At 61.6% G+C, this 23,963-nt stretch carries 22 protein-coding genes and 1 tRNA gene; 14 read left to right on the top strand and 9 right to left on the bottom strand.

What is annotated here, in order from left to right; genetic code table 11:
- Positions 1 to 50: 50 nt before the first annotated feature.
- On the bottom strand, positions 51 to 512 hold the full coding sequence (locus TUZN_RS00300; RefSeq protein ID WP_013678907.1) for a PaREP1 family protein: 462 nt from the start codon (positions 510 to 512) through the stop codon (positions 51 to 53).
- Positions 513 to 527: 15 nt separating this feature from the next.
- Positions 528 to 1,211, bottom strand: a complete 684-nt coding sequence (locus TUZN_RS00295) for a hypothetical protein (RefSeq protein WP_013678906.1) — start codon at positions 1,209 to 1,211, stop codon at positions 528 to 530.
- 23 nt (positions 1,212 to 1,234) lie between these two features.
- Here TUZN_RS00295 and TUZN_RS00290 point away from each other — a divergent pair, with 23 nt between their 5' ends.
- Positions 1,235 to 2,128 carry an SDR family oxidoreductase gene (locus TUZN_RS00290; protein ID WP_013678905.1) on the top strand — a complete coding sequence of 298 codons (894 nt, stop codon included), beginning with the start codon at positions 1,235 to 1,237 and terminating at the stop codon, positions 2,126 to 2,128.
- A 3-nt stretch (positions 2,129 to 2,131) separates the two neighbouring features.
- On the opposite strand, the gene TUZN_RS00285 is transcribed toward TUZN_RS00290, so the two are convergent.
- Positions 2,132 to 3,007 (bottom strand): SPL family radical SAM protein, encoded by an 876-nt coding sequence (locus TUZN_RS00285; protein WP_013678904.1) that lies wholly within the window; start codon positions 3,005 to 3,007, stop codon positions 2,132 to 2,134.
- Positions 3,008 to 3,080: 73 nt separating this feature from the next.
- Between TUZN_RS00285 and TUZN_RS00280 the strand changes: the two genes are divergently transcribed.
- A complete protein-coding gene (locus TUZN_RS00280) occupies positions 3,081 to 3,836 on the top strand; it encodes an RAD55 family ATPase (RefSeq protein ID WP_013678903.1) in 756 nt (251 codons plus the stop codon).
- A 27-nt stretch (positions 3,837 to 3,863) separates the two neighbouring features.
- The gene (locus TUZN_RS00275; protein ID WP_013678902.1) at positions 3,864 to 4,595 is read left to right on the top strand and encodes a zinc ribbon domain-containing protein; all 732 of its coding nucleotides are present in this window, start codon (positions 3,864 to 3,866) and stop codon (positions 4,593 to 4,595) included.
- Here the strand turns inward: TUZN_RS00275 and TUZN_RS00270 are convergent.
- The 3 genes from TUZN_RS00270 to TUZN_RS00260 form a co-directional block, all read right to left on the bottom strand.
- Positions 4,570 to 5,151 carry a hypothetical protein gene (locus TUZN_RS00270; protein WP_148678528.1) on the bottom strand — a complete coding sequence of 194 codons (582 nt, stop codon included), beginning with the start codon at positions 5,149 to 5,151 and terminating at the stop codon, positions 4,570 to 4,572. The two genes, TUZN_RS00275 and TUZN_RS00270, sit on opposite strands and share 26 nt — an antisense overlap.
- Positions 5,152 to 5,384: 233 nt before the next feature.
- Positions 5,385 to 5,494: transfer RNA gene (locus TUZN_RS00265), tRNA-Arg, on the bottom strand.
- A gap of 184 nt (positions 5,495 to 5,678) precedes the next feature.
- Complete coding sequence (locus TUZN_RS00260; protein WP_013678899.1) at positions 5,679 to 6,233, bottom strand: PaREP1 family protein; 555 nt, start codon at positions 6,231 to 6,233, stop codon at positions 5,679 to 5,681.
- Positions 6,234 to 6,323: 90 nt separating this feature from the next.
- Here TUZN_RS00260 and TUZN_RS00255 point away from each other — a divergent pair, with 90 nt between their 5' ends.
- Entirely contained in the window at positions 6,324 to 8,408 is a 2,085-nt protein-coding gene (locus TUZN_RS00255; protein WP_013678898.1) for a GH116 family glycosyl hydrolase, read from the top strand.
- A 403-nt stretch (positions 8,409 to 8,811) separates the two neighbouring features.
- Here TUZN_RS00255 and TUZN_RS00250 read toward each other — a convergent pair whose 3' ends face one another.
- From TUZN_RS00250 to TUZN_RS00240, 3 genes are read right to left on the bottom strand one after another with little or no spacing between them, the layout of a single operon-like run.
- Positions 8,812 to 9,207 (bottom strand): PIN domain-containing protein, encoded by a 396-nt coding sequence (locus TUZN_RS00250; RefSeq protein WP_013678897.1) that lies wholly within the window; start codon positions 9,205 to 9,207, stop codon positions 8,812 to 8,814.
- Positions 9,200 to 9,421: an AbrB/MazE/SpoVT family DNA-binding domain-containing protein gene (locus TUZN_RS00245; protein ID WP_013678896.1), complete on the bottom strand. Its 222-nt coding sequence runs from the start codon at positions 9,419 to 9,421 to the stop codon at positions 9,200 to 9,202. The genes TUZN_RS00250 and TUZN_RS00245 overlap by 8 nt, the downstream gene beginning before the upstream one ends.
- Before the next feature lie 43 nt (positions 9,422 to 9,464).
- Entirely contained in the window at positions 9,465 to 10,415 is a 951-nt protein-coding gene (locus TUZN_RS00240) for an MBL fold metallo-hydrolase (protein ID WP_013678895.1), read from the bottom strand.
- A 231-nt stretch (positions 10,416 to 10,646) separates the two neighbouring features.
- Here TUZN_RS00240 and TUZN_RS00235 point away from each other — a divergent pair, with 231 nt between their 5' ends.
- The 10 genes from TUZN_RS00235 to TUZN_RS00190 all read left to right on the top strand — a co-directional run bounded on the left by TUZN_RS00235 (position 10,647) and on the right by TUZN_RS00190 (position 23,934).
- The gene (locus TUZN_RS00235) at positions 10,647 to 11,393 is read left to right on the top strand and encodes a hypothetical protein (protein ID WP_052885972.1); all 747 of its coding nucleotides are present in this window, start codon (positions 10,647 to 10,649) and stop codon (positions 11,391 to 11,393) included.
- Positions 11,394 to 11,459: 66 nt separating this feature from the next.
- Positions 11,460 to 12,464, top strand: a complete 1,005-nt coding sequence (gene nrfD, locus TUZN_RS00230) for an NrfD/PsrC family molybdoenzyme membrane anchor subunit (protein WP_052885971.1) — start codon at positions 11,460 to 11,462, stop codon at positions 12,462 to 12,464.
- Positions 12,452 to 16,165 (top strand): molybdopterin dinucleotide binding domain-containing protein, encoded by a 3,714-nt coding sequence (locus tag TUZN_RS00225; protein WP_052886267.1) that lies wholly within the window; start codon positions 12,452 to 12,454, stop codon positions 16,163 to 16,165. Before nrfD ends, TUZN_RS00225 begins: the two co-directional genes overlap by 13 nt.
- Positions 16,166 to 16,167: 2 nt before the next feature.
- Positions 16,168 to 16,968: a 4Fe-4S dicluster domain-containing protein gene (locus TUZN_RS00220; protein WP_013678890.1), complete on the top strand. Its 801-nt coding sequence runs from the start codon at positions 16,168 to 16,170 to the stop codon at positions 16,966 to 16,968.
- Positions 16,968 to 17,621, top strand: a complete 654-nt coding sequence (locus TUZN_RS00215; RefSeq protein ID WP_013678889.1) for a TorD/DmsD family molecular chaperone — start codon at positions 16,968 to 16,970, stop codon at positions 17,619 to 17,621. The genes TUZN_RS00220 and TUZN_RS00215 overlap by 1 nt, the downstream gene beginning before the upstream one ends.
- Positions 17,605 to 18,930 carry a 4Fe-4S binding protein gene (locus tag TUZN_RS00210; RefSeq protein WP_013678888.1) on the top strand — a complete coding sequence of 442 codons (1,326 nt, stop codon included), beginning with the start codon at positions 17,605 to 17,607 and terminating at the stop codon, positions 18,928 to 18,930. The genes TUZN_RS00215 and TUZN_RS00210 overlap by 17 nt, the downstream gene beginning before the upstream one ends.
- Positions 18,931 to 19,019: 89 nt before the next feature.
- Entirely contained in the window at positions 19,020 to 20,531 is a 1,512-nt protein-coding gene (locus TUZN_RS00205) for an extracellular solute-binding protein (RefSeq protein WP_013678887.1), read from the top strand.
- Positions 20,531 to 22,222, top strand: coding sequence for an ABC transporter permease (locus tag TUZN_RS00200; RefSeq protein ID WP_013678886.1), 1,692 nt, complete (start codon positions 20,531 to 20,533; stop codon positions 22,220 to 22,222). The genes TUZN_RS00205 and TUZN_RS00200 overlap by 1 nt, the downstream gene beginning before the upstream one ends.
- Before the next feature lies 1 nt (position 22,223).
- A complete protein-coding gene (locus TUZN_RS00195; RefSeq protein WP_013678885.1) occupies positions 22,224 to 23,180 on the top strand; it encodes an ABC transporter ATP-binding protein in 957 nt (318 codons plus the stop codon).
- Between the two features lies 1 nt (position 23,181).
- Positions 23,182 to 23,934: an MBL fold metallo-hydrolase gene (locus TUZN_RS00190; RefSeq protein WP_013678884.1), complete on the top strand. Its 753-nt coding sequence runs from the start codon at positions 23,182 to 23,184 to the stop codon at positions 23,932 to 23,934.
- The last annotated feature ends 29 nt before the right edge of the window (positions 23,935 to 23,963 follow it).

Here is a 23,963-nt window from a genome sequence, read left to right as displayed (position 1 = left end):
GGCCCCGAGGGGCGGCGTCCGCCTCCGTGACGCGGCCTCCTCCAGGGGGCCTACAGACCTCCAAGCCTCCTCTCTATCCTCGAAAGCAACGCCGATATCAGCCCCGCGGCCGTCTCGTCGTCCGGCACCTTGCTCAAGACGCAGTCGGGCCCGTTGTACTGGTATTCGTGCAAGGCCAACGCGAGGGCGGTCAGCTCGACGGCCTCTCCATCGACCTCAGACAGTGCTGTTGCTATTTTCAACATAAACGACGTGGGCACCACGGCGGCAAGCCACTCGGACCTAGGCACCGCCCTCCGCCCATCCAGCCTCTTGTAGCCCTCGGTCTTAAGGACATGCCTATTCCTTATGGCGAGGTAGGAGAGGTACGACTTCCACGCCTGGAACGCCTTCCCCGCGGCGTTTCTCAAGACGCCAGATTTCAAGAACTCCTTAGCGACTGCAAGCTCCGCACGCACCTCATCCAGCCGCGCCTCGGCGAGCCTCTCTAGGTCTACGTGCGCGATCTCCACGGCGATTACGGGTATTTAAAGCTTAGGCTTGGCGCGCCGTAGCGGGAAGGCGCTCCGCAAGATCACCGCGACCGCCGGCTTGACTCCGCCGGCCTTATACGCGTCCAGCGCGGCGGCCCAGTCTAGGCGATACGCGATCAAGGTCAGGGCGAGCGTCAGCGCTGATACGGAGAGCGCGTAGATCCAGAAAGCGGCGTCTCCGGCCACAAACTTGACGGCCCTATACACCGCCAGCGCGTAGGCTACGTGTGCCGTCGCCCACACGAGCTTCGCAGGCACGAGGACGCCCAATAGCCTCCTCGCGCTGTAGTCGCCTGCCCTAAGGAGTAGGTAGACCTCGTCGTCGGGCAACGGAGATGCCGCAATTGCGAAGACGGCTAGGTCCAGCTTATCGTCGGGCACCATCTCCAGCAACTTCTTGAACGCCTCTCTGCTCCTCCGCGGCATAAGGGCCTTCAGCCAATCCCCGAACTTCAACACGACGAGCTTCCCCAACACGGCCCCCGCGGCGGATAACAGAACTGACAAGGACAGGCCCAGCGGATCTCCGACGTTCCTCGCCACGTAGGCGGCGATGGGCAAGAGGTTGGGGATGGGGTTGAAGGGCACGCTCTGTATGGCGAGCGTCGCGAAGAAGAGCCAGAGGGGCGTATGCCTCAGCAACCGCAGGAGCTCTACGACGGACAGCGGAGGTATCATAATTATATGACGGGTTTTTGTATATGAGGCTTCGAGGGAAAATAGCCGTCGTCACGGGCGGCGCGAGGGGCATCGGGGCCGCCATCGCCTACAAGCTCGGCGTGGAGGGCGCCAGGGTGGTCCTCTTCGACGTGGATAGGGAGGGCGGAGAGTATAGGGAGAGGTGGCTCAAGGACCGGGGCGTCGACGCCCTCTTCGTCCACGGAGACGTGGCGGAGGAGCGGGACGTGGCGCGCCTCTTCGAGGCGGTCGAAGGGAGGTACGGAGGCGTCGATATTCTGGTCAACAACGCGGGGGTGGGCAACTTCAAGGACTTCTTCGAGGAGACTCTGGAGGACTGGTATAGGGTCATCGACACGAACCTCACTGGGCCCTACCTATGCTCCAAATACGCGGCGAGGATAATGGCGAGGAGGGGCGGAGGCGTCATAGTCAACATAGCGTCGACCCGCGCCTTCCAGTCCGAGCCCAACACGGCGCCCTACTCAGCCTCGAAGGGCGGGCTGATCGCCTTGACCCACTCGTTGGCGATCACGCTGGCCAAGTACAGGATAAGGGTCGTGGCGGTTTCGCCGGGGTGGATAGACACCAGCGCCTGGCAGATACCTCCCAGAGAGCCGTCCCTGAACAGGCTAGACCACGGACAACATCCGGCGGGGAGGGTGGGCGACCCCATGGACGTGGCGAGCCTCGTGGCGTTTCTCGCCTCCGACGAGGCCTCGTGGATAACCGGCGTCAATTTCACCATAGACGGCGGCATGACGGTCAAGATGATATATCTGGACCCCGCCGTCATCTCCGACGCCGTCTCTACGTTGACCGGCGACGCCGAGTTCTCCGCCCTCTTGAAGAAGGCGCTGGAGCGTTGGGACGAATACGGGCCGAAGGTCAGGGAGGCTCTGAGGAGCGCCCTCTAGCGCCTACCGGAGCAAGTGGCTCCCGTCGCAGTAGGTCCCAGGCGTGTTGAGGTCGAAGAACTCCTCCCTACATATATCGAACTGGAGCCCTCTGGCCTCCGCCTCGCGCTTGACGCGCTCCAGGACAGCCCTCCTGTACTCGGCCGGGGCATACCTCTGGCCGTGCATGTAGACGCCCCTGACCCAGTAGAGCTCCCTCAGCTTGTCCGCCGCCTCGGGAAAGGCCTTGACGAGCCGGGCGAAGTTGTCGGGCTTCGCCTTGTAGGTGCTGGCCACCAACTGCCTCGCGCCGGCTTCGGCCGCGGCGGCCACTACTGCCGATAGGGACTCCGGCGAGTCGTTGACGTAGGGCACTATGGGGTCGAGCCTCACGCCCACCGGGATCCCCGCCTCGGCTATCCTCCTCGCCGCCTCCAGCCGGGCCGAGGGCCTAGGCGCCCGCGGCTCGAGCCTCTCGGCTATTCTCTCGTCCAGCGTCGTCACGGTGATCTGGACCACGGCCCTCCCAGGGTATTTCGACAAGATGTCGAGATCTCTCAAGACCAGGGGGGACTTGGTGACTATCAAGACCTTGTGCCCCGCCTCAAGTATTAACGAGAGGGCTCTCCGCGTTAGGCGGAGCTCGGCCTCCGGCGGCGTGTAGGGGTCGGACGAGTTGGAGAGCGAGATCACGGAGCCCGGCGGCAGCTTCTTGACATCGCGCCTCACCCTCTCCAGGAGGTCCTCCTTGGGCCTGGGCTGGAAAGCCCTCGGTATATAGCCCGATATGTAGCAGTAGGCGCATGAGTGGCCGCACCCGGTGTAGGGGTTCAGCCCGTATTTGGGCGGACAGGGACAAAGCGGGTTCTTCCAGGGGTCGAACGGCCTTATCGCAGACACGTGGCCTAGCGCGCGGCCGGTTAAAAGCTAAGCGGCGGGGAGGAACGATATTTATATCCGCCGTGATATATTCATGAAGACCGGGATAGGCCCCATCGACGATCTGTTGCCGCCGGACGGGCTTCCGCCCGGCTACCTCGTGTTGCTCGAAGGGCCTCTCGGAGTTGGGAAGACCTTCTTCGCGTACTGCTTCGCCGTCTCGGCGGCCAAGGCCAAGGCGCCGGCGGCCGTTTTCGCCGTAGACGCCTTGCCCGAAGACGTGGCGGAGACGCTCAGGAGGAGAGGCGTAGATCCGGGCTCCGTCGCCATTGTGGACGGGTTTTACGCCCCGACCGACAGACTCAACAAGATGAAGGGGTGGGGCAAGGCCAAGCTCGACGTCCTCGACACGAAGGCCGTCTTGGACAAGCTGGCGGAGCTCGCCGACGAGGTGAGGGGCGGCGTCGTGGTGATAGACTCCCTCAACGAGATCATATTAAGGACCTCCAACGTCTTCGAGCTGTTTAGAGGCCTCAAGATCTTCGCCAAGTACACCGGCTCGCTCGTCGTCGGGGTAGTCCACACAGACGTGGAAGACGTGAAGAACACTCTGGCCCTCGCCGAACATCTAGCCGACGTCATAATACAGGCGGAGATGGACCCCGATCTGGAGCAGATGGGCCTCTTCATAAGGAGGATAAGGGTCGCGAGGGCCAAGGGACTTCAAGTGCCGCACGACTGGATACACGTCGACATAGTTGATGGGAGGGTGGTGGAGGTGGACGTCAAGTCGTTGTTGAGGGACTTGAACAGGAAGGTGGCCGAGCTCGGGGTAAGGATCGGCGTCTGATTTTTTAAGACACCTCCCGACAGGCATATGCTGACGTACAGCCTCAAATGCGACGCCGAGAAGGCGAGGGAGGCGATCGGCGGCGACTACGCCGTGGTCGAGCTGGGAGGGCCCGTCAGACTGGTCGAGTCCGTCGTGTCGCTCTACCTCGACGACATGCCCATATGCATGTACAAGTCCTGGCGCCTCACCTACACCGATCTGGCCCAGCTGGGCCTATCCAAGGCCGAGGTCTACGTCAAGGGCGGTAGATCCGTCGTGAGGCTCGTGAGAGACGACGAGAGGCTCGGGCTAAGGGAGCTGATAGAGGGCAGTCCCCTCATAGTGCACGCCATGGACGTCAACGAGGCCGGCATAGCCTACAGAGTCTTCAGGCTCGGCGGCTACACGGAGCTCCTAGCCAAGGGAGTTGCGTCGAGCATATCGGAGGCCTTCGTGCCCAAGAAGGGCGTCAACGTACTCGTGGCCGACATACCCATGATGCCGCAGTACGAAAAACACCTCAAAGACCTCCTCGCCATCGGCCGGGAGCACTTCGTGGAGCTCCACACGACCATGCTCTCCGACGTCTGCCCCGTCTGCGGCGGGAGGATGGTGAAGAAGGGACGCCTCGTCTACTGCCCCCGTTGCAAGGTCCAGCTCAATAGGGACGTCAACGCCGCGTGGACGCTGGCCAGGAACATAATAAGGAGGCTCGGGAGGATGGAGCAACTCGCCGAGCTGCGCGAGGTCTTCATGCTCTCCTATCCCGACGTCTGAGTATACGCCGGGCCTCCAAGAGGCCCCGCAGAGGGTCCACGCCGCCGCACCCCAGCCTGGCCACGTCGAGCAGGACCCCGCCTGCGGGGTCGGGGCGCGCCTCGGCCCTCGCAAAGAAGTAGAGACCCCGCATCTTCACCACGGCGACGCCGTCCCTTAGGATCACGCCTCTGGGCCTCAACGCGGGCATCCTCGACCGGGAGAACCCCTCGACGGGGCCCACGGGCCCTATGGGCTCGAGGCAGATCGACACCTCCCTAAACTCGGCGGCGAGGATGAGGCCCAAATCCGGCGGGAGGGGCCTAGATATCGGGAAGCACACGGATAGATCGGCCAGGAGGGTCCCGCCGAGCCAGCCCACCGAGAGCACGCCGAGGCTGGGAAGCTCCGAGGGGCATAGAGAGGCGCCCCACTCGCCCGCTATCTCTCTGGCGTAAGCCCGCGCGCGGTCGAGGAGCGCAGAGAGGGGAGCGGGCTCGCTATATAGCAGTGTGTAGCGGATCCTCCGTTGCGCTATCCCCTCTATGTAGGCCCTCCGGACAGCTACCGGCTCCACCAACGGGCTCAATAGAGCGCATCTTTATATACCCCTCCCCAGCCAGACCTATGCCTCGGGAGGAGGAGTGGGAGGAAGAGGAGGAGCTGTGGGAAGAGTTCGAGGAGGAGTGGGAAGAGGAGGAAGAGTGGTAACATAACTGCCTTTTTACATTTCTTACGCTTTTGGATTCAACAGCGGCGTGATCGGCCCGATAAATCCTCAGCTAAGCCGATCGAACAAAGCCCCCGCGATGGCGGGCCCGGCGGGATTTCTAGGCGGCTGTGCCCGAACCCGCGACCTCCGCCCCACTAGGGACTACGGCTCCGAAGGCCGCCGCTCTTCCATGCTGAGCTACGGGCCCTTTACATATATATCTAATGTTATTTAAGCCTTACCCCCACCGTCGAGATACGCCGTAGAGAAAGGCAGTCTAGATCGGGGCGAGGCGCACAGCTGGATGAATAGCGCAAAACGCCAAGCGCGCCGCCGCGCCCGCAGAAAGGACAGAACCGTAACGGGCGAGCTCCGGGCGCCGCCCGGCGACGTCAACGCGCCAGAAGCCCTCTCCTCAGCTCCTCCAGCGCCTTTTCCAGCTCTTCGCTCCACTTGACTCTCCCCCTCAACGCCTCTGCCCTCTCGGCGAGTTCTCTCAAGAGGAGGACTACGTCTCTCGCCGCCTCTCCCCTATCCCTATACTTCGACAGAGCCATGTCGGGGTCCGGCCCGTGGTACTGGTAGTCGTGTAGTTTAAGTGCCTTGTCTGTGGCGAAGGAAAGTTTTGTGTGGCCTGCGTCTTCAAGCATCTGCGAGAGGGCGGTCATTCTGCTGGTGGGCACACGGGGCACCGCCGTGGATTCTAGCCAACGCCTCTCGTCTTCGCTTCTCGCCAGAGCCTTCAACTTGTCTAGGTCAAGTCTAAGGAGGGCGGCCATAAACGCCTTCCACGCCTGGAAGGCCTTGCCGGCGGCGTTCCTCACAAAGCCCTCTCTCAGAAATCTCAAAGCCAGCCCGGCCTCCACGAGGGCCTCTAGGAGGCGGGCAGAGACGTAGTCCTCGGCGGAGGGCTTGGGGAGGGGCCTCTCAAGAACCTCCACGTCCACACATCGTACGCCACTTAAAAGCTTCTACGTCTGGCCTTGGTCCGCCGCCTGTATAGCTCCGCAACTATTATCTCACCTGTACAACTCCTCATGGTTAGATACACCTCGCGGGATTCCTTGAGGGCCGGCGTCCCTCTTGGCGGGATTGGGGCGGGCAAGGTCGAGCTCGACAACAAGGGCCGTCTGGTCAACGCCACGTTTGCCAATAACTGGAGCAGGCCGATAAGGGAGTTGAGAGGGTTCCACGTATTCGTCTACGCCGAGGATCTCGACAAGCACCTCTTCGCCCAGGACGTCTCGGTGCTGGGGACCTTGCCCACGTTGGGGTCGGCAGGTTTTGTGGAGGCCGAATACGAGGGGCGTTGGCCCTTCGTTTGGCTTAGAGGCAGGCGCGGCGGCTTGGAGGTGGAGGTCGAGGGGTTCTCCGCCGTAGTCCCCGGCGACCTCAAAGACTCGTCGTTGCCGGCCGCCGGCCTCGCGGTCAGGGTGCGCGGCAGCAGAAGGGGGATAGCCGCCGTGTCGATACCCAACGTGGTCGGGGCCAACAACGTGGGGAGGATAAACGAGCCGGTCCCCGGCGGGTTTAAGGCGAGGAACGCGCGGGCCCACGAATACGATCCCCAGAACGGGGAGCTGGCCCTACTCGCCAAGGACCCAGTCGCGGTTATACCCCAGTTCAACCTCGACGTGCCTCGGTCTGAGGCTCCGAAGGTCTGCGCGTTGGGGCCCGAGGACGAGAGGCCTTGGCTGTACTTGATGGGCAAGGCCGATTTCGGACCTCGCGTAGCAGAGGCCTCAGGCGGCGGGGAGCAGCCTGCCGGCGTCGTCGCGGCGTCCTACGAGGGCGGCGAGGCGCGTTTCGTCTTGTCGTGGTACTTCGACAAGCCTTGGGCCCTCTACCCCTACGGCCACTACTACGAGAACTTCTTCAAGGACGCGGCGGACGTAGGGCGGTATTTCCTGGACGAGTACGACAGGCTCAGGCGGAGGACGGCGGAGTGGCAAGAAGGGCTGGTGGACCCCGCTCTGCCGGAGTGGCTGAGAGACGCCGTGATCAACAGCGCCTATATTCTGTCCGCCGGCACTTGGCTTACGAAAGACGGCAGGTTCTCCATCTACGAGGCCCCCGAGGTGGCGCCCATGCACGGCACCGTGGGCGGCCTCTGCTACGAGACCGGCTCCCTCCCAGTCGTGTTGATGTTCCCCCAGCTAGAGCGCTCCTTCCTGGAGCAACTGGCCCGCCATATGAGGGACGACGGATACGTGCCTCACGACTTGGGCACTCACAGCCTCGACGCGCCGTCCGACGGCACGACCGCGCCGCCTCGGTGGAAGGACACAAACCCGACCTTCATACTGCTCGTCTACAGATACTACAAGAGGACCGGCGACATCGACTTCGTGAAGTCGGTGTACGGGCGGCTCGTCGCCGCGTATAGATGGATGAGGGGCCAGGACAGGGACGGCGACGGCTTGCCCGAGCTGGAGGGATCCGGCGACAGCGGCTTCGACTGCGCCAAGATTCGGGGGCCCTCGGCCTACACGTCCAGCCTCTGGATAGCCGCGCTCGTCGCGTTGAGGGACCTAGCCGAGGCTGTGGGGGACTCGAAGACGGCCGAGGAGGCCGGCTCGGATCTGGAGAGGGCCAGGAACTCCTTTGAGAGATCGTTCGACGGCGTCTCCTACAAGGCGTGGGACGGCGCGCCTGAAGGCGCCGTCTTCGCGGCGCTCGCCGTAGGGGACTGGTGGCTGTATCTGGCCGGGTCGAGGGAAGGCGCCGCGCGGCGCGACAGGCTGGCCTCCGCCCTCTCGGCCGTGCTGAGGGTCAACGGATCTGCGTCGGCCAACTGCGCGCCCAACGCCTCGACGGGCAGGCCTGAGGCAGACGGCGAAATCTCTGAGCGGGTGGGCCGCCAGCTGACCGCGTCGTGGCCCCGCCTCATATTCAGCGTGGCCGCCTTGGGCTACGCCTTGACCGGCGACGCCGCGTGGCTCTCCTTGGCCGAGAAGGAGTGGAGGAGGCTCGTGGAGCTCGGCATGGTCTGGGACCAGCCGTCCCTCCTCCTCTGCCCCGAGGGGAGGCCGTATGAGGTGTATCTGGACCACTACATAGGGAGCGCCGCTCTGTGGAGCTTCACATATAGGTACGCGCTGTCGAGGCTACGCGGGGTCTAGGACCCTCTTCGCGGACGGCGGAGGCCTCCTCGCCATCGGCCAGATGCAAGGCCGAGATCCATAACTGTCTACACGGACAGACCGCCGAAGCTGGAGAAGGGGAAGGACACTTGGCCCAGATCGGCGCTCGCCGCGGACGGAGGGACGGCTTGACCTACACAGCCTACGAGCCGCCGGGGATTTCCACAGCCTCTCCAAGGCGGCCGAATACGGCTCTTCGTGGAGGCCGGGACGGACTAGCTCTCGGCGTATTCGATAAGAAGACGGGCGCCTCAAGAGTTGCGCATCTCGGCAAAAATACGCCGCGAAGAGACCCGCGAAGAAGTGCTTCGGCCCCTCGAGAGGCGCCTTGCCGAGAGAGGCGCCGGGAAGTGCCTAGCGGACCTGCGCAATTGCGGCGCGCTTAATCGCCCCGAGGCCCGAGCACCGGAACCCCAAGAGCCTCGGCCCTCTTCGCCATCCTCTTGTCGAAGGTTGCCAGGGGAAGGCCGAGCCTCCTCGCCGTCAAGATAACTACTAGGTCGTTGTAGTAGGCGAGACTCGCGCCGACCGCCTTTCTCAACGACGCCAAGTCCTCGCACTCCACGACGACCTTCTCGTAGCCCAGGAGAGCCCTCAAGACCTCGATCCCCCTATCCGGCGCCGCCTTCTTGAAAAACCACACTAGTTCGTGCACGACGACGGTGGGGAGGTGCCAGAAGTCTAGGGCGTCGAGGAGCGCCTCGGCCTCCCCATGAAACGGCGAATCCTCGACTACGTAGTATATCACCGCGTTCGTGTCGACGACCGCCTCACCCATCGGCTACGCCTTGTTCTATAACTCTGTCTATGTCCTCCGGCGCCAGCCTCATCCCCAGCCTAATCCTCGGCAACGCGCCCGCCGCCTTCCTTATCACTATCCGGTCGCCCTCGACCTCCACCAGCAGGCGGTCCCCCTCGCGGATGCCCAACGCCTTCCTGACATCCGCCGGGATCGTTATCTGGAAGTTGCGCGTCACCTTGACCACCGCCATATAGTTTGTATTTCTAGTAGCTTAAAAACCTAACTAGTTACAGCTAGGCCGCCCTACGCCAGTAGACCACGCCGTTCGCCTCCCTAGACTCCGCCCTGCCCACGAACTCTAGATGGACCAAGTGGGACAGAGCCTCGCCCACCGCGAAGAACTTGTTGTATACGTCGAGGCCGTCGAAGGGGCCTATATCCCAGCGGACTCTCCTCGCCACCTCGAAGGCGGTCATGGGGCCCTCGGCGAGTATGGCCTCTATCTCGGCCAGCCTCTCCTCGTGGTGCCTCTCTATCTCCCGTATCCTCCCGTCGAGGTCGGCTATGGGCTCCCCGTGGGCGGGATAGCCCAGGCCGAGCCCCCTGGATTTAGAAAGGCTCCTCAGATACTCCCCCAAGGGGTCGTAGCCCTCTATCTTGTACCAGTAGGATATGTTGGGCGTGATCTTGGGCAGTATGTGGTCCCCCGTAAAGGCGAATCCGTCCCCCACATAGACTATGTGCCCCGGCGTGTGGCCCGGCGTCCAGAGCGCCCTCAATCCGCAGGGAAGCCCCTCGCCGTCCCTCACCAGCCTCCAGGGAAGGCCCCAGATCTCCTCAAACGCCTTCTTGAACCTAACCATGGGGGCCACCTTCTGGGCCCCCTCCACCAGGTCCTTGGGCACGCCCTGCCGGAGATATTCCGAGAACAGCTCCGACAGGAACCTGTCGAAGTCCGAGGCCACGTGTCTGAACTCGGCCTCGCCTATGTAGTACTCCGCCGGGGCTATCTGAGAGAGGAGGGAGAGGAGAGTCGAGTGGTCGGCGTGGAAGTGAGTCACGAAGACTCTGGTTATCTCCCAAGGCCTCACGCCGAGCTCCCTCAAACCCCTCAAGAGCCCCACCGCCGCGTCGTAGGTCGCTATCCCCACGTCGACGAGGGCGTACCCGTCGCCGCACCTCAACACGTAGGCGTTTACGTGGCCAAGCTCCATCCCGGGAAGAGGCACCTTGACTCGGTCCATGGAGGCCGGGAACCACGTATATTTATAGGCCCTGGCTTCCGGCTATGTACATGGCGATCGAGAATAATTAGTAAAACTATAATACTTCATAATTGTTCATTATAATAAATAAATTAAAACTACTTAATGAATATTATAATACATATAACATCATTGCTACTCTAAAAATATAAATAATTTGCATATAAATATAAACTGATGGAATATTTATAGCACTTCCATCTCCACTTCATGGGCTTGCATCTGGACGCCACGAGCCTCTCGGTTTTGATCTCACTGCTCTTGTTATATAGCAGGTCGAGAGTCGCGCACATATCGCTATATAACATATCGCGGGAGACGGGGGTTAGCATAGCCACGGCGTATAGGAAGATAGTCGAGATGTCCCGCATGGGCCTCGTCTTGAAGCTCGGGAGAGGCGCCTACGCCATAACTCCCAAAGGCGCCTTCTACGTCGCGGCGGTAGCTATAGAGCAGGGGGCGCCCGACCACGTGCTGAGGGCCGCCATCAGGAGGCTGAAGGAGGACTGGGGCGTAGCCGATCTGGCAGACGAGGAGGTAGAGGCCTACGTGAGGCTCGTCTTGATAGGTCTGAGGAGGCTCGGGAGGCCCCCTCTGGGGTTCTGCGCCGACGACTTCGGCAGGACGGTCCAGGTCTTGTTGCCTCCCAAGTTCGGCAACGACGTGGTGTCGGCCATAGCCCAACACCTCTCCGTCCCTCCCGAGATGGTGAGGAAGGCGGAGAGAGTAATAGCGAGGGCCATCCTCGAGTTCTTCCCCTCGGTGAGGCTCCCCGACGGCTGTAGAGTCGTCTTGATGCCGCACGGCGAATACGGCGCGAGGCTGACGGCCCTCGCCGCCCACTGCAAGGTCTACGGCTACACTCTCAGCCTCAAGTGCGAGGCCGGCAGAGCCCTGGTGGCGCAGATCATCCGCCAAATTTTTCAAAAAGACGAAAAAACTGCCGGCGGCGCTTGAGAGGGCCCCCCGGCTTTTTTCGGCGGCTGAAAGCAAGGCTTAACTTAGGGCCTGCGTCAACCTCTCATGTCAAATCCCTGGCCTGTGAGCTGGAACGGCTGGGGCCCCTATATGCCGCCCGACTTCGAGATGATATGGGGGTGGAGGATCGCGGTCGCCGTGTTCATGACTGCGCTTGGCGCCATGACCATGTTGCTGTCGGCGTTCTACGAGGCGAGGAAGATAAAGGGCATAGCCACGCGCTACGGGATGATCGCCGGCTGGCTCTTCATAATAGTCGCGTTGGTGTTCTTCGTCATAGATCTGGGAGTCCCGTCTAGGGCGGGCAACATAATCTTCATAGGGTGGGTCAACGGCAGGCTCGCCCAATCCTGGATGGACTGGGGCGTCATGTTCCTGGGAGGCATGTTCCTCTGGGGGCTGCTCTACCTTGGCTCCACATTCATCAAGCCTCTCCAGAGCCCCGCGTTCCTGAACGCCCTGTACTACCTCATAATGATAAACGCTGTATTGGCCACCGTCTACACGGCCTACCTCTTCGCCGCCGCCGGAGGGAAGTCATATTGGTGGAACGGCTCTCTGCCCCTGCTCTGGCTCTCGTCGGGCTTGGGCTACGGCGCGGCGTTCATGTTGTTGCTGGGCAGATTCGTCAAGTTGGAGAGGGGGTCCGACATAGCCAAGCTGAGGCATTTCCTCCACGAGCTGAGCTGGATAGACCTCCTCGCCGTGGTCTTCGAGGCCTTCGCGTGGGCGCTGTTCCTCAGCGTCGCCTTCTCCAACCACGTCGAGGCCGAAATACCGCTGACCCAGCTACTGTTCCAGGACTACGCGCCGTACTTCTGGGGCTTCGTCGTGACGCTCGGCATAGCGATACCTCTGCTCCTCGAGATAGCCCTAATGAGGACGGACCCGCTGGGGAAGTTCGCCGCGTATGCCATACCGGTCATATTCCTAGCAGTTATGATCGGCGGCTACACGCTCAGGTACATAGTCATAGCGACTGCCTACTACTACCACCCGTTCACCCCACTACTGCAAGCAACTAGCCAGTGGGGGCCATGGTGGTCGTAAGCCCCAAGCTCACTAGGAGGGACTTCCTCAAGCTCGCCGCAGTAACCGGCACTGCCGTCGCCGTAGCCGCGACCGTCAGCAAGGAGCAGTTCATATTCGGCAAGGTCTTCAAGGAGGGGGCAAAGCTGGAGGCGACGACCGGCGACGTGGTGGCCTTCACTACCTGCTACGGCTGCCTCGGCAGGTGCAACGTGCAGGTGACCATAAGCCCCAACAAGTTGCCGAGGTTCATAACCGGCTCCATCTACACCAGAAACGAGGGCGGGACGTGCCCCATAGGCGCGTCCACCATGCTCCACTACCTCAGCCCCGCCCGTCTGAGATCGCCGCTGTTGAGGGTGCCCAACAGCGAGAGGTGCGAGGGCAACTTCATAGAGATCACGTACAACGACATGCTGGACATATTGGTCAACGGCGACGACGCGGCGATATTGAAGGAGAGGGGCTGGAAGTACGGCTTCCTCGGCATGAAGAAGATAAACCAATGTTGCCCCGAGAAGTTCGTCTACTATACCGGCAGAGACCAGTACAACCCGGCCGAGAACACCTGGTTCGCCGCCATGTTCGGTTCGCCTAACCAGGCAGGCCACGGAGGGTTCTGCGCCACTAACGTTGCGTCGGGAGGCTCGTACATACTGGGCGGCACCTGGTGGGAGTACGGCGGGTGGGACAGCAGATATATAAAGCTCTTGATCCTCGCCGGAGTCACCCAAGACCACTTCCCGACCATAATAAGGAGGGAGATCACCAAGGTGAAGGACAGAGGAGGCGAGATCATATACATGTCGCCGGAGAGGATCGGCAACTTCGGACAGGTCTCCGACGAGTGGATACCCGTCATGCCGGGCACCGACGGGCTGGTGGTCTGGTCCGTCATACAGCTCCTCATCAGCGCGTGGAAGAACGGGGTTAAGGCCATAGACGAGGAGTACCTCAAGTGGTACACCAATGCCCCGTGGCTCGTGATAACGAACCCCGACGGCTCCGTGGATCCGCCGCAGGCCCCCAACACCGGGCTGTTCTTGAGAGTCAAGAACAAGAACGGCGACTGGGTCCCCGCCGTGATGGGCTCCGACGGCAACATATACCCGTTCACCGACGTGCCTTGGCAGAACGGCGTGTCGCCCGTGCTGGAGTACCGCGGCACCGTCACCGTGCCGAAGGGGCCCGACACGGCGGAGACGGTGACGGTAAACGTCAGGACTGTGTTTACGTTGATAGAGGAGGAGGCCATGAAGCCCGACTACGCGCCGGAGAACATAGAGGCCAAGTGGGGCACCCCGCCTGCCTACAAGATAAGGGAGCTCGCCCAGAAGATCATCGACCTACTTAACAACGGGAGGGTCGTGGTGCCGGCTAAGTGGACCGACTATTTGGGCAGACAGCACGACTACTTCATCGGCACGCCGTTCTCCGTCTACATAATGAGAGGCATATCGGCCCACTCCAACGGCTTCCAGACAACCCGCGCCTTCGCCCTGCTCCTGGCGCTGGTCGGAGCCGTGGACGCGCCCGGCGGCTGGATGTACAAGCCGCCCGCGCCGTGGCCCATACCCGACGGCGACTACTGGCCTCCCTACATAACGCCGCCCGATCCCAGGATGAGGGTGACGGCCGACGACTACGCGGCCAACCCGTCGCTGTTCACAGGGCCCAACGGCGAGAAGCTGATAGGCGCCATAGGGGGCACTATGATAACCGAGAGGATACTCAACGACGGGACTGTCCAGGTCACGCACGTCTACAAGGTGCCGTACCCCAAGGCGATACAGGTGACGACTAAGGTCATCAACTACACGCCCGACAACGTCGTCGTCGACGACAACGGGCACCCGTTGCTGATAGACAGGGCGTTCAGCTGGGAGTTCCCGTTGGCCCTACACAGAGTGTGGACCGCGGTCAACATAGACGCAGGCCTCGAGTGGCCGTACAGGGTCGAGTTCTTGCTCTGGCACATAACCAACCCCTACTGGGACAACGCATACGACATAGACAAGGACCTCGGCCTATTGAGGATGAGGGACTCCGACGGGAGGTACAGGATACCGTTCGTGGCGATAGTCGACACGTTCTACGGCGGGTCTGTCCCCTGCGTCGACTTGGTGATACCCGACACCACGTTCTTCGAGCGCTACGGCGAGCACAGCCTGCTGGACAGGCCGACGAGCGCCACCTACGGCCCCGCCGACAATATAGAGTGGCCCATCTTGCCTCCGCTGTTCAAGGAAGTCATACCGTGGAGCGACGGCGAGATAATACTGGGCGAGAAGCTGGGCCTGCCGGGCTTCCTGGACCAGAACGGCAACCCCATGTACCCCAACAAGATGTACGACTGGCTGTGGAAGTTCCAGATAGCGCCGGGCGTCGGCGTGCTCTACATGGCGAGAGGCAAAGGAGGGACTTCCTGTTGCAAGGGCGAGCCAAACCCCGACCAGATAAAGATGTACGTCTACCCTGGCTTCATACCCGCCGGGAACTACTCAAGCCAGAAGACGTACCCGCCGCCTCAGAAGATCCCGGTGACCAACGGCAAGTACCCGCCCGGCGTCAACCCGGGCACGCAGACCGTCGGACACGCCTTCGGCTACTACGAGCTACCGCTGGAGATAAGGTACTTCCGCCACGTCAACAAGGGCTATCTGGAGTGGGCCGTCAGCGTCGGCATGATGCCGTACGCCAAGCCGGTGATCATACAGCTGTACTCCGAGATAATCCAGAAGTACAAGCTGGCGGCCTACAAGCTCTGGAAGGGCTACAACGCCTACTACTACTACATGTACGAAAAGACGAAGGACCCCAAGTACCTCGACCTAGCCCGGAAGAACGCGTCGCCGCCCGACGACTGGTGGGGCACCAACGTGGCGAAGATAATCAAGTTGACCTACAACCCCATACCCGCCTGGTACCCGCCGCTCGAGTGGCAGACCCCGGACGGATCGCCGCTGGATCAGTACCCCATAGCCACCATAAACAGGAAGACGACGCCGTGGTACTACCACACTTGGGAGAACCACCACCCGTGGCTGAGGCAGATAATACCGTATTCGGTGGTCTGGATGAACCCCAAGACCGCCGCCCAGTACGGCATAAAGGACGGCGACTGGGTGGAGTTCACCAGCAGAGGAGGGGAGGTGGCGAGGGGACAGGTGAAGCTGACGGAGGCCATAGCGCCCGGCGTGGTGGGCTACTGGAAGTCGAGGAACGCGAGGGCCGGCGCCTTCGGCATACCGCCGAACTCGCTGGAGGTCACCAAGGGCTTCATGTTCAACGACATATATATCTACACGAGGGCCGAGAGCCTCGGCGGCGTCCCCAACTCGCAGTACACCGTGGACGGCCTCATAGCGGCTGTCCAGCAGGGCAAGTACCCGACGCTGAACTTGGACCCGTTCAGCGGAAAGACAGCGTGGGGAGACCTCCGCGTGAAGATCGTGAGGGTGGCCAACGACAAGCCCGAGTCTGCCTGGGGCAACGCCGACAGCATCCTCAAGACTCCGCCGAAGCTCATAGTGGGCGAGGAGGCGTGGTCGATCGGCGTCTTCAACTACAACGCGTACAAGCAGCCGAGCGAGATGGGGATAGGCTGGTACCAGGTGAACTCGGCGTGGTACCAGTTCCAGCAGGCGGTGGAGGGAAGCATGGGCTACAGCTTCGAATCGGCGCTACAGCCGAAGAAGAAGGGAAAAACCGTGGGTGAGTAGCCATGGTCCAGCTGGCCATCCTCACGGACCTGAGCAAATGCTTCGGATGCGCCGCCTGCATGCTGGCCTGCAAGGAGTGGCACTCCAGCGGCTGCTACGGGCCGATGACGGATCTGAACCCGTGGGGCCCGGAGCCCGGCAAGGCGCCTTGGTCGGTGTTCTTCCTGCGCGTGTTGCACGTGGAGGTCGGCGAGTTCCCCAACACCAAGACCTTCAGCGTCCCGATAAGCTGCTTCCACTGCAGGAACCCGGCGTGCACCACCGTGTGCCCCACCGGCGCCATATTCAAGAGGAAGGAGGACGGCGTTGTGGTCATAAACTACGACGTGTGTATCGGCTGCAGGTACTGCGAGAACGCGTGCCCCTACGGCAACATAACCTTCGACCCCGTGGAGGGCGTGTCGAAGAAGTGCACTCTGGCCATAGACCGCATATACGACGAGTCTCTGCCGGAGTACGAGAGGATACCGCCGTGCGTCAGGAACTGCCCCGCCGGCGCGAGGATATTCGGCGACATGGACGACCCCAACAGCATAATATACAGAGAAGCCAAGAGGAGGGGCGCGGTCCCGCTCGGGCCGGAGTACGGCACCGACCCGCCGAGCCTCTACATAATGCCGGGCACCCCCGTCAACGTGGCGGGCCGCGATTACCAGTGGCCTTCAATGACCAAGGAAGAGGAGTTCGCCGTGAGGACCGGCGCCGCGGACGTGCCGAAGATACTGTCGAAGCTCAAGGGCGTCAAGCCGACCGGAGGCCACTGCGGAGGAGGGGTAGGAGGGCCGACCGGAGAGGGGACCTAATGCTCCTGCAACTATCTAAACAAATATCTTTTTTCCGCGCCGTCCTCTACGACTTCCTCTCGTCGGTTTTCATCTACCCCTACAGGCTGTCTGACTTCCAGGAGCTCGTGGCGTCGAAGCTCGAGGCGGTGGAGGCGGCGAGGAAGGCCCTGGCGCGGATATACGACTTCAAGCACCTAGACGCCTTGGTGGATCTGGCCAAGAAGGTGGACGACTACGACGACCTCACGCCCATAGAGGTCGACCTCACTAGGATAGACTACGCCGTGCCGCCCTTCGAGGGCTATCTCCACACCGGCTACCTGGACCTATCGGTGGAGGAGGCGGTGAAGAAGTTCTACGCAGAGTACGGCGCGGGCTTCGAGAAGGGGTTCAGAGACTTGAGGGCCGACCACATAGCGGTGGAGCTGGCGTTCATGTCCTATCTGGCCTTCAAGGAGCAGGAGGCCGACGACCCCTTCAAATATCTGGAGGGGGAGAGCCGGTTCTTGACCAACCACCTACTGACGTGGGTCCCCGTCTTCGTGAGGAGGGCCTTGAAGCAGGCCTCGACCGAGTACGTGAGGAAGGCGCTTCTGTTCACAAGGGAATTCCTCAACCAAGATAGAGATATAATCGAGATCATTATGAGCGAAGATGAGGATTCTCAGTAACGACGGGAAGGTAGTAGTCGTCGAGGATCCCTCCAAGGAGGATCTCGAGGCGGTCGCGAGGGACAACCCGGGCGCCCAGATAGTGGTGGTGTTGAGGGAGGCCGAGGCGCCGCCGGAGCTCCCCAAGGGCCTCCACCCCCTCGAGGTCCACGTAGCTAGGGCCTCCTCTGCCGTGGAGATCGCGGCGGCCCAGCTCAGGGCGAGGAGAGCACAGTTCCACCTAGAGGCGAGCAAGGCGGTCACCAGGAGGGATTTGTTGAGGGGCGAGATCTTCGTCAAGAGGGCCGTCCCCCAGCTGTCGCCGGAGCTCTGCATGGCGAGGTTCGGCTGCTCCGAGTGCGTCGACGTCTGCCCGACGGGCGCCCTCAAGCTCGCCGACAGGTCGGTCTCGGTAGACCCCTCGAAGTGCACCGAGTGCGGCCTCTGCATATCCTCGTGCCCGACGGGCGCCCTCTCGGCTCCCGGCGCCGACGACGTGGAGATCGCGGCGGCGTTGGCCAAGGCGAGGCTCCACGGCACGTCCCGCGTCGTCTTCACTTGCTACAAGTCGGCGGAGGCCAGCGCCGAGGGCAGATACGTCTACAGACTGCCGTGTATAGGAGCTCTGGGCCCCGAGTGGGTCCTAGAGGCGGCGGCCGCGGCGGGGGAGGTGGAGGCGTACTGCCCCGACCTCAAATGCCCGGCGGCTGGGGCCAAGGCGGGGCTCGAGGTAGTGGAGGAGGTCGCCGAGGCCTTCGGCTTCGAGAAAATCGAGTCGAAGGAGGATAGAGCAGTCGTGAGGACGTCGCCCAAGGCCGTCTCCTACTCGGGCTCGCGGCGGAGGGACTATCTGGAGGTCCTCTCGAAGTTCAGAGACGCCTACACCGGCAGGAAGACGCAGGCGCTCAAGATGTATAGGGTCGACGTGGATCCGAGCAAGTGCTCGCTCTGCGGCGTCTGCTTCGCCAAATGCCCCCAGAGGGCCTTCGACGTCTCCAGGACAGGCGACGCGATAAAGCTGACTCTAAACCCGTTGAAGTGCGTCGGTTGCGGCTACTGCGAGGAGGTCTGCCCCGAGAAGGCCATAGCGGTAGGGAGACACGACTCCCTCCCGCCCGAGGTTGAGGAGAAGGCGGTGGACTACGTAGTTAGGTGCAAGTCTTGCGGAAGGCCCTTCGACACGTTGAGGCATATAGAGACGGTCAAGCGGAGGATGGGCATCAAGGGCGACCCCGAGTGGCTCTATATGTGCCCCGACTGCCGCCGCTACTACACCGCGAAGCGCATGCTCGAGTCGGCGCTGGGCAAGGGGGCGAGCCCCAAGGGATAGCCTTTTTTCCCCTTTCCGTCGGCGCGTCTCGCCGACATGCTTTAGCTATCATTAGCCCAACTGTTAAAAAACTAAACAATGGGGGTAACATGGCGATCAACAAAACTCTGGTAATAGCGGTTGTAGTTGTTGTTATCGTCGTAGCGGCCGTCGTCGTGATGCTCTCCCAGCAACAGCAACAAGCCCCGTCCGCGCCGTCGGCGTCCGCGCCCCAGACATCCCCGTCGTCCACATCACAAGCCACCACCGGCCTCTCGGGCTCCCTCACCATATTGGTGCCCACAGGCGATCCGACCCTCATGCCCTACATAAAGCTCGCCGCGGCCGAGTTCATGAAGGCCCATCCCGGCGTCCAGATAACTATAGAGCCCGTCCCCTTCGGCCAGATGGTCCAGACGGCCCTCACGGCGCTCCAGAACAAGAACCCGGACCCCGCGTTGATAATATTCTACCCGTCGCAAGCCTCCACGTTGGCGCCCTACCTCATGGACCTCAGGCCGTACTTCAACAGCGGCCTCTTCAACAGATCCGACATACCCATGAGCGCCATGGTCTCGGTGATTGTGTTGTCCAAGAACGGAACCATAACTAAGATCTTCGGCGTGCCTTTCCAGATGGTCTTCGGCTACGTCTTGGTTTACAGGAAATCTATATTCAACAACGCCACGTTGCAGGCGGAGTTCAAGCAGGAATACGGCTTCGACCTCAACCCCCTGACGTGGTCCTCCTGGGACCAGTTGATAGACGCGGCCCAGTTCCTCCAGTCTAAACACGTGGCCAAATACGCCTTGCTATTCCCCGACGGCCTTCAGCAGGCCATATTCAACGGCTTCATAACAATCTTCTACACCTACGCCCTCAACGACTCCTGCGTGGGCATACCTGCGGACGTCGCCAAGGGAGCCGTGCCGACTCAGGGCTATTGGGCCTACTTCAGATACACGCCCAGCGGCGCCGTGAATATAACCGTGGGCTGCCCGTCCTTCATCCAGGCGTTGAGGACATACAAGAAGCTCGTGCAGTTCCAGCCGCCTATCGACGTGCAGGCCATGGAGTACGACCAGCTGAGGGACCTCTTCCTCACCGGCGACTACGCCATGGTGGCCGCCTGGACCAGCTTCATACCGATATACAACAACGCATCGGTCTCTAAGGTGGCGGGCGACATAGCCATATCGCCGCTCCCCGGCGGGAGGAACCCGTACGGCACCGGCCTGGCGCCCACCTTCATAGGGATTAACCCGTACGCCCGCGATCCGCAACTGGCCGCCGAGTTCATAGCGTTCTTAATCTCGCCGCAGATGTACAAGCTAGGCGCCGAGAAGGTGGGCTTCGTGCCGGCGACCATAAGCGGCATAGAGGCCGCCGCGCAGGTGCCCTCCATGAGCTGGCTACAGCCCTTCGTGCCTCTGCTCAAGGCGGGCGCCAACGTGACCGATCTACAGAGGCTCACGCTGGTCAACCGGGTGACCAACTTCTTCACAGACATGAGGCCTTACTTCATAAACCAAGTGGCCAACTACCTGAGAGGGCAACAAGACGCCGAGACCACCCAGATGAATATCTACAAGACCTGGCTCAGCATAATGAAGATATCGTAATGAGGGATAAACAAATCCTTTTTTTGGCCCTCCCCGCACTCATCTACCTTTTCGCCCTGACCATATACCCCATAGCCGACAACGCCGTCTTGAGCCTCTACGAGAGGACCTACGAAGGCACGTTCAAGTGGGTAGGCCTCGGGAACTACCTCTGGCTGTTCCAGAAAGACCCCTACGGGCCTCTGGTGGTCTGGAACACGATCCTCTACTCAGTAGCCACGCCCGTCATATCTATAGCGCTGGCGATACCCATAGCCCTAGCCGTAAGGCGGCTGGGCGGAAAGTGGCTTTTGCCCCTTATGGTGCCCGCCTTCATACCGCCCGTCACGGCCGCAATGGCGTGGTACCTGATGCTCAACCCCCTATACGGGCTCGGCTACTACCTAATGAAGGCCGGCTTGATCAAGACAAACCCCATAATGTCGGTGTGGACCGTGGTGCTTGTCGACGTCTGGCGCTCCCTCCCCACCGCGGTGTTGGTGATATACTCGGGCCTCAGGGCAATACCCAAGGCGGTCGAGGAGGCGGCGTTGGCCGACGGCCTGGCGGGGCCCAGGAAGTTCCTGGCGGTGGATCTGCCCCTCGTATCGCCCCAGATCTTGACAGCCTTCATACTCACGGCGCTTACGGGCTTCTTCACCTTCGATCCCATATATATCGGGACGGCCCAGGCCGGGCCCCGCATACTCGACAACCTGGCCTACTACAGCTACGAGGCCTTCTCCGCAGGGGAGTTCGGGTACTCCGCCATGTTGATAGTTGTGATGACGGCGATAGGGACTGGGCTGTCGCTGGCGTACATGAAGGCCCTATCGGCGAGGACCTTCGTCAGATTGCCCGCCCCTGCCTGGATCCCCAGGAGGGAGTTGCCCAAGGCGTTGCACTACGCCGTGCTGGCGCTGGATCTCGCCTTCGTCGCTCTGCCTCTCGGGTGGCTCCTCCTAATGTCGGTGAAGCCTCCGGGCGAGATAATACAGATCCCGCCCAGCATATTGCCCTCCCGGCTCGACGCGTCCAACTACCTCCAGGCCTTGGGCGGAGGCTTGCCCTTCTTCTTGATGAGCATATACATATCCGCGATAAACTCCGTCGTCACGGTCCTCCTCGCGGCCATGACGGCCTACCAGATGAGGGTCCACGGACTCGGCGGGGGGAAGCTCGTGGCGTATATCCTGTACCTCATGTCCACCCCCACCCTCGTGTACATAGTGCCGCTCTTCTTAATACTTAGGGAATTGAAAATATTAAACACCCTCTGGGCCCTAGTGTTGACGTACCCCATAATGACCCTCCCCTACAGCATCTGGATACTCTACAACTACTACTCCGGCTTCGACAGAAGGATAGAGGAGGCGGCGCTCGCCGACGGGATGAACAGAATAAAGGCCTTCGCGAAGGCGATTCTGCCCCTCAGCAGAAGCGGCATGAGCGTCGCCGGCCTCTACGCGTTCCTATTCTCGTGGGGGGCGCTCATCTTCCCGCTCGCCTTCACGTCGACGCCCTACAATTTGGCCAAGCCGTTGAGCTTCAGCGGAGCCCAGACCTTCTCGATATATATAGGAGAGCTCATGAGCCCCATAGCCATGAGCTACGGCGGGGTGGCCGCCGCGGGCATTCTGAGCGCCATACCGCCGTTGGTGTACCTAGTCGCGGTCAGGCGCAATCTTGAAAAGATCTGGGGCGCCGGGTGACATGCTCCTCCTCAAGGACGTAGTCAAGACCTACAAGGGCTTCACCCTGCGCGTCGAGTCGTTGGAGATACCCGACAGACACTACGTCGTGGTCCTAGGGCCCTCCGGCTCCGGCAAGACGACCCTCCTCCGCATAATTGCCGGGCTCGAGAGGCCGGACAGAGGCTCGGTTATCCTCGACGGGAGGGACATCACGAATCTGCCGGTGTGGGAGAGGGACGTAGGGATAGTGTTCCAGAGCTACGCCCTATACCCCCACCTCACAGTCTTCGACAACATAGCCATGCCCCTCAAGAACAAGAAGCTCCCCAAATCCGAGATAAAGAGGAGGGTCGAGGAGATAGCGGCAGTCCTCAACATAGCCGACCAGCTCCACAAATACCCCAACCAGCTGTCGGGAGGACAACAACAGAGAGTCGCCATAGCTAGAGCCCTAGTGAAGGAGCCCAAGGTGCTGTTGTTGGACGAGCCCCTCAGCAACCTCGACGCCAGGCTGAGGCTGGAGGTCCGCGGCTTCCTCAAGGAGCTCCAGAGGAGGCTCGGCGCGACGGTCCTCCACGTTACCCACGACCAGGAGGAGGCCATGGCCCTAGGCGACCTGCTGGTGGTCATAAACAACGGCAGGATAGAGCAGGTCGGCCCGCCGGACGAGCTCTACGCAAGGCCCAAGAGCCTCTTCGTGTTCCAGTTCCTAGGCCTCAGCAATCTCGTCCCCGCCAAGCTCTTGGGGCTCGACGGCGAGTTCTCCGTCGGCTTCAGGCCGGAGGACGTGGCGCTCGGCGAGGGCGACCACAAGGCGAAGGTGTTGAGGGTGGAGTACCTAGGCCCCTACAAGCTGTACGAGCTGGACTTCAACGGCGTGAGGATCAAGGCCAGAGCGCCGCCGGCCGCGGCCTTCGAGGAGGGGGACGTCGTGCCGTTCCGCGTAGACGTCAAAAAGATAATTCGGTTCGGGTGACATGTACCTACACATAATCGGGTCGGGCGCCGGGGGGAGCCCCGGCTCCAAGAGGTGGAGGGCGGCGAACCTCCTCGAGACGGACGGAGGCTTGGTAGTCGTCGACTGCGGCGTCGGCTGCCACTACCGCCTATCGGATAGAGGGCTGCTCACCGAGATAGACTACGTCTTTGTGACGCACAGCCACATGGACCACTTCCTCGGCCTCCCGGAGGCCCTCTTCCAGGCACATATAGAGGGCAGAAGGAAGAGGCTCGTCGTCGTGGCGCCGAAGATAGTGGCGAGGACCATAGAGGCCGCCTCGCCCCATCTGCTCAAGAACATAAACTACCAGCTCGAGATAAGGCCAGCCGCGCCGGGCCCTCTCCTGGAGCTCTCCGGCCTAAGGGTCGAGGCGGCCCAGGCGTGCCACCACACCGCCGAGGAGGCCTACGCCTATAGGGTAGAGAGCGGCGCGTCGTTGGTGTTCACCGGCGACACCTCGCCCAACTGCGAGCCCGTGAGGCGGCTGAGCCGCGGAGTCGACGTGTTGGTCCACGAGGCCACGTGCAACGAGCAGAACGCCGGCGTCTGCTCCAAGTACGGCCACACCACGACTCTACAAGCTATAGCGGAGGCCGACGCCGTCGGGGCGCGCCTGCTGGTCCTCACCCACATAGACGAGGGGTTCAACCCTACGGTGCACAAAGACGTCGAGAGGACAGGCAGGAAGGACGTGATAGTCGCCGAGGACAACATGTGGCTGAGGATCTAGTATAGGCCCATCGGCGGAGGCGCTAGGTG

The sequence above is a fragment of the Thermoproteus uzoniensis 768-20 genome, from assembly GCF_000193375.1.
Classification (GTDB): Archaea; Thermoproteota; Thermoprotei; order Thermoproteales; family Thermoproteaceae; genus Thermoproteus; species Thermoproteus uzoniensis_A.
Note: the sequence above shows the minus strand (reverse complement) of the source record. Positions and strands in the feature narration are given on the sequence as shown.

Excerpts from the sequence above, each read along its gene's own strand:
- TUZN_RS00295 (WP_013678906.1), bottom strand. The coding sequence starts at position 1,211 with ATGATACCTCCGCTGTCCGTCGTAGAGCTCCTGCGGTTGCTGAGGCAT.
- TUZN_RS00290 (WP_013678905.1), top strand. The coding sequence starts at position 1,235 with ATGAGGCTTCGAGGGAAAATAGCCGTCGTCACGGGCGGCGCGAGGGGC.
- TUZN_RS00280 (WP_013678903.1), top strand. The coding sequence starts at position 3,081 with ATGAAGACCGGGATAGGCCCCATCGACGATCTGTTGCCGCCGGACGGG.
- TUZN_RS00275 (WP_013678902.1), top strand. The coding sequence starts at position 3,864 with ATGCTGACGTACAGCCTCAAATGCGACGCCGAGAAGGCGAGGGAGGCG.
- TUZN_RS00255 (WP_013678898.1), top strand. The coding sequence starts at position 6,324 with ATGGTTAGATACACCTCGCGGGATTCCTTGAGGGCCGGCGTCCCTCTT.
- TUZN_RS00250 (WP_013678897.1), bottom strand. The coding sequence starts at position 9,207 with ATGGGTGAGGCGGTCGTCGACACGAACGCGGTGATATACTACGTAGTC.
- TUZN_RS00245 (WP_013678896.1), bottom strand. The coding sequence starts at position 9,421 with ATGGCGGTGGTCAAGGTGACGCGCAACTTCCAGATAACGATCCCGGCG.
- TUZN_RS00240 (WP_013678895.1), bottom strand. The coding sequence starts at position 10,415 with ATGGACCGAGTCAAGGTGCCTCTTCCCGGGATGGAGCTTGGCCACGTA.
- TUZN_RS00235 (WP_052885972.1), top strand. The coding sequence starts at position 10,647 with ATGGGCTTGCATCTGGACGCCACGAGCCTCTCGGTTTTGATCTCACTG.
- nrfD (WP_052885971.1), top strand. The coding sequence starts at position 11,460 with ATGTCAAATCCCTGGCCTGTGAGCTGGAACGGCTGGGGCCCCTATATG.
- TUZN_RS00225 (WP_052886267.1), top strand. The coding sequence starts at position 12,452 with ATGGTGGTCGTAAGCCCCAAGCTCACTAGGAGGGACTTCCTCAAGCTC.
- TUZN_RS00220 (WP_013678890.1), top strand. The coding sequence starts at position 16,168 with ATGGTCCAGCTGGCCATCCTCACGGACCTGAGCAAATGCTTCGGATGC.
- TUZN_RS00215 (WP_013678889.1), top strand. The coding sequence starts at position 16,968 with ATGCTCCTGCAACTATCTAAACAAATATCTTTTTTCCGCGCCGTCCTC.
- TUZN_RS00210 (WP_013678888.1), top strand. The coding sequence starts at position 17,605 with ATGAGGATTCTCAGTAACGACGGGAAGGTAGTAGTCGTCGAGGATCCC.
- TUZN_RS00205 (WP_013678887.1), top strand. The coding sequence starts at position 19,020 with ATGGCGATCAACAAAACTCTGGTAATAGCGGTTGTAGTTGTTGTTATC.
- TUZN_RS00200 (WP_013678886.1), top strand. The coding sequence starts at position 20,531 with ATGAGGGATAAACAAATCCTTTTTTTGGCCCTCCCCGCACTCATCTAC.
- TUZN_RS00195 (WP_013678885.1), top strand. The coding sequence starts at position 22,224 with ATGCTCCTCCTCAAGGACGTAGTCAAGACCTACAAGGGCTTCACCCTG.
- TUZN_RS00190 (WP_013678884.1), top strand. The coding sequence starts at position 23,182 with ATGTACCTACACATAATCGGGTCGGGCGCCGGGGGGAGCCCCGGCTCC.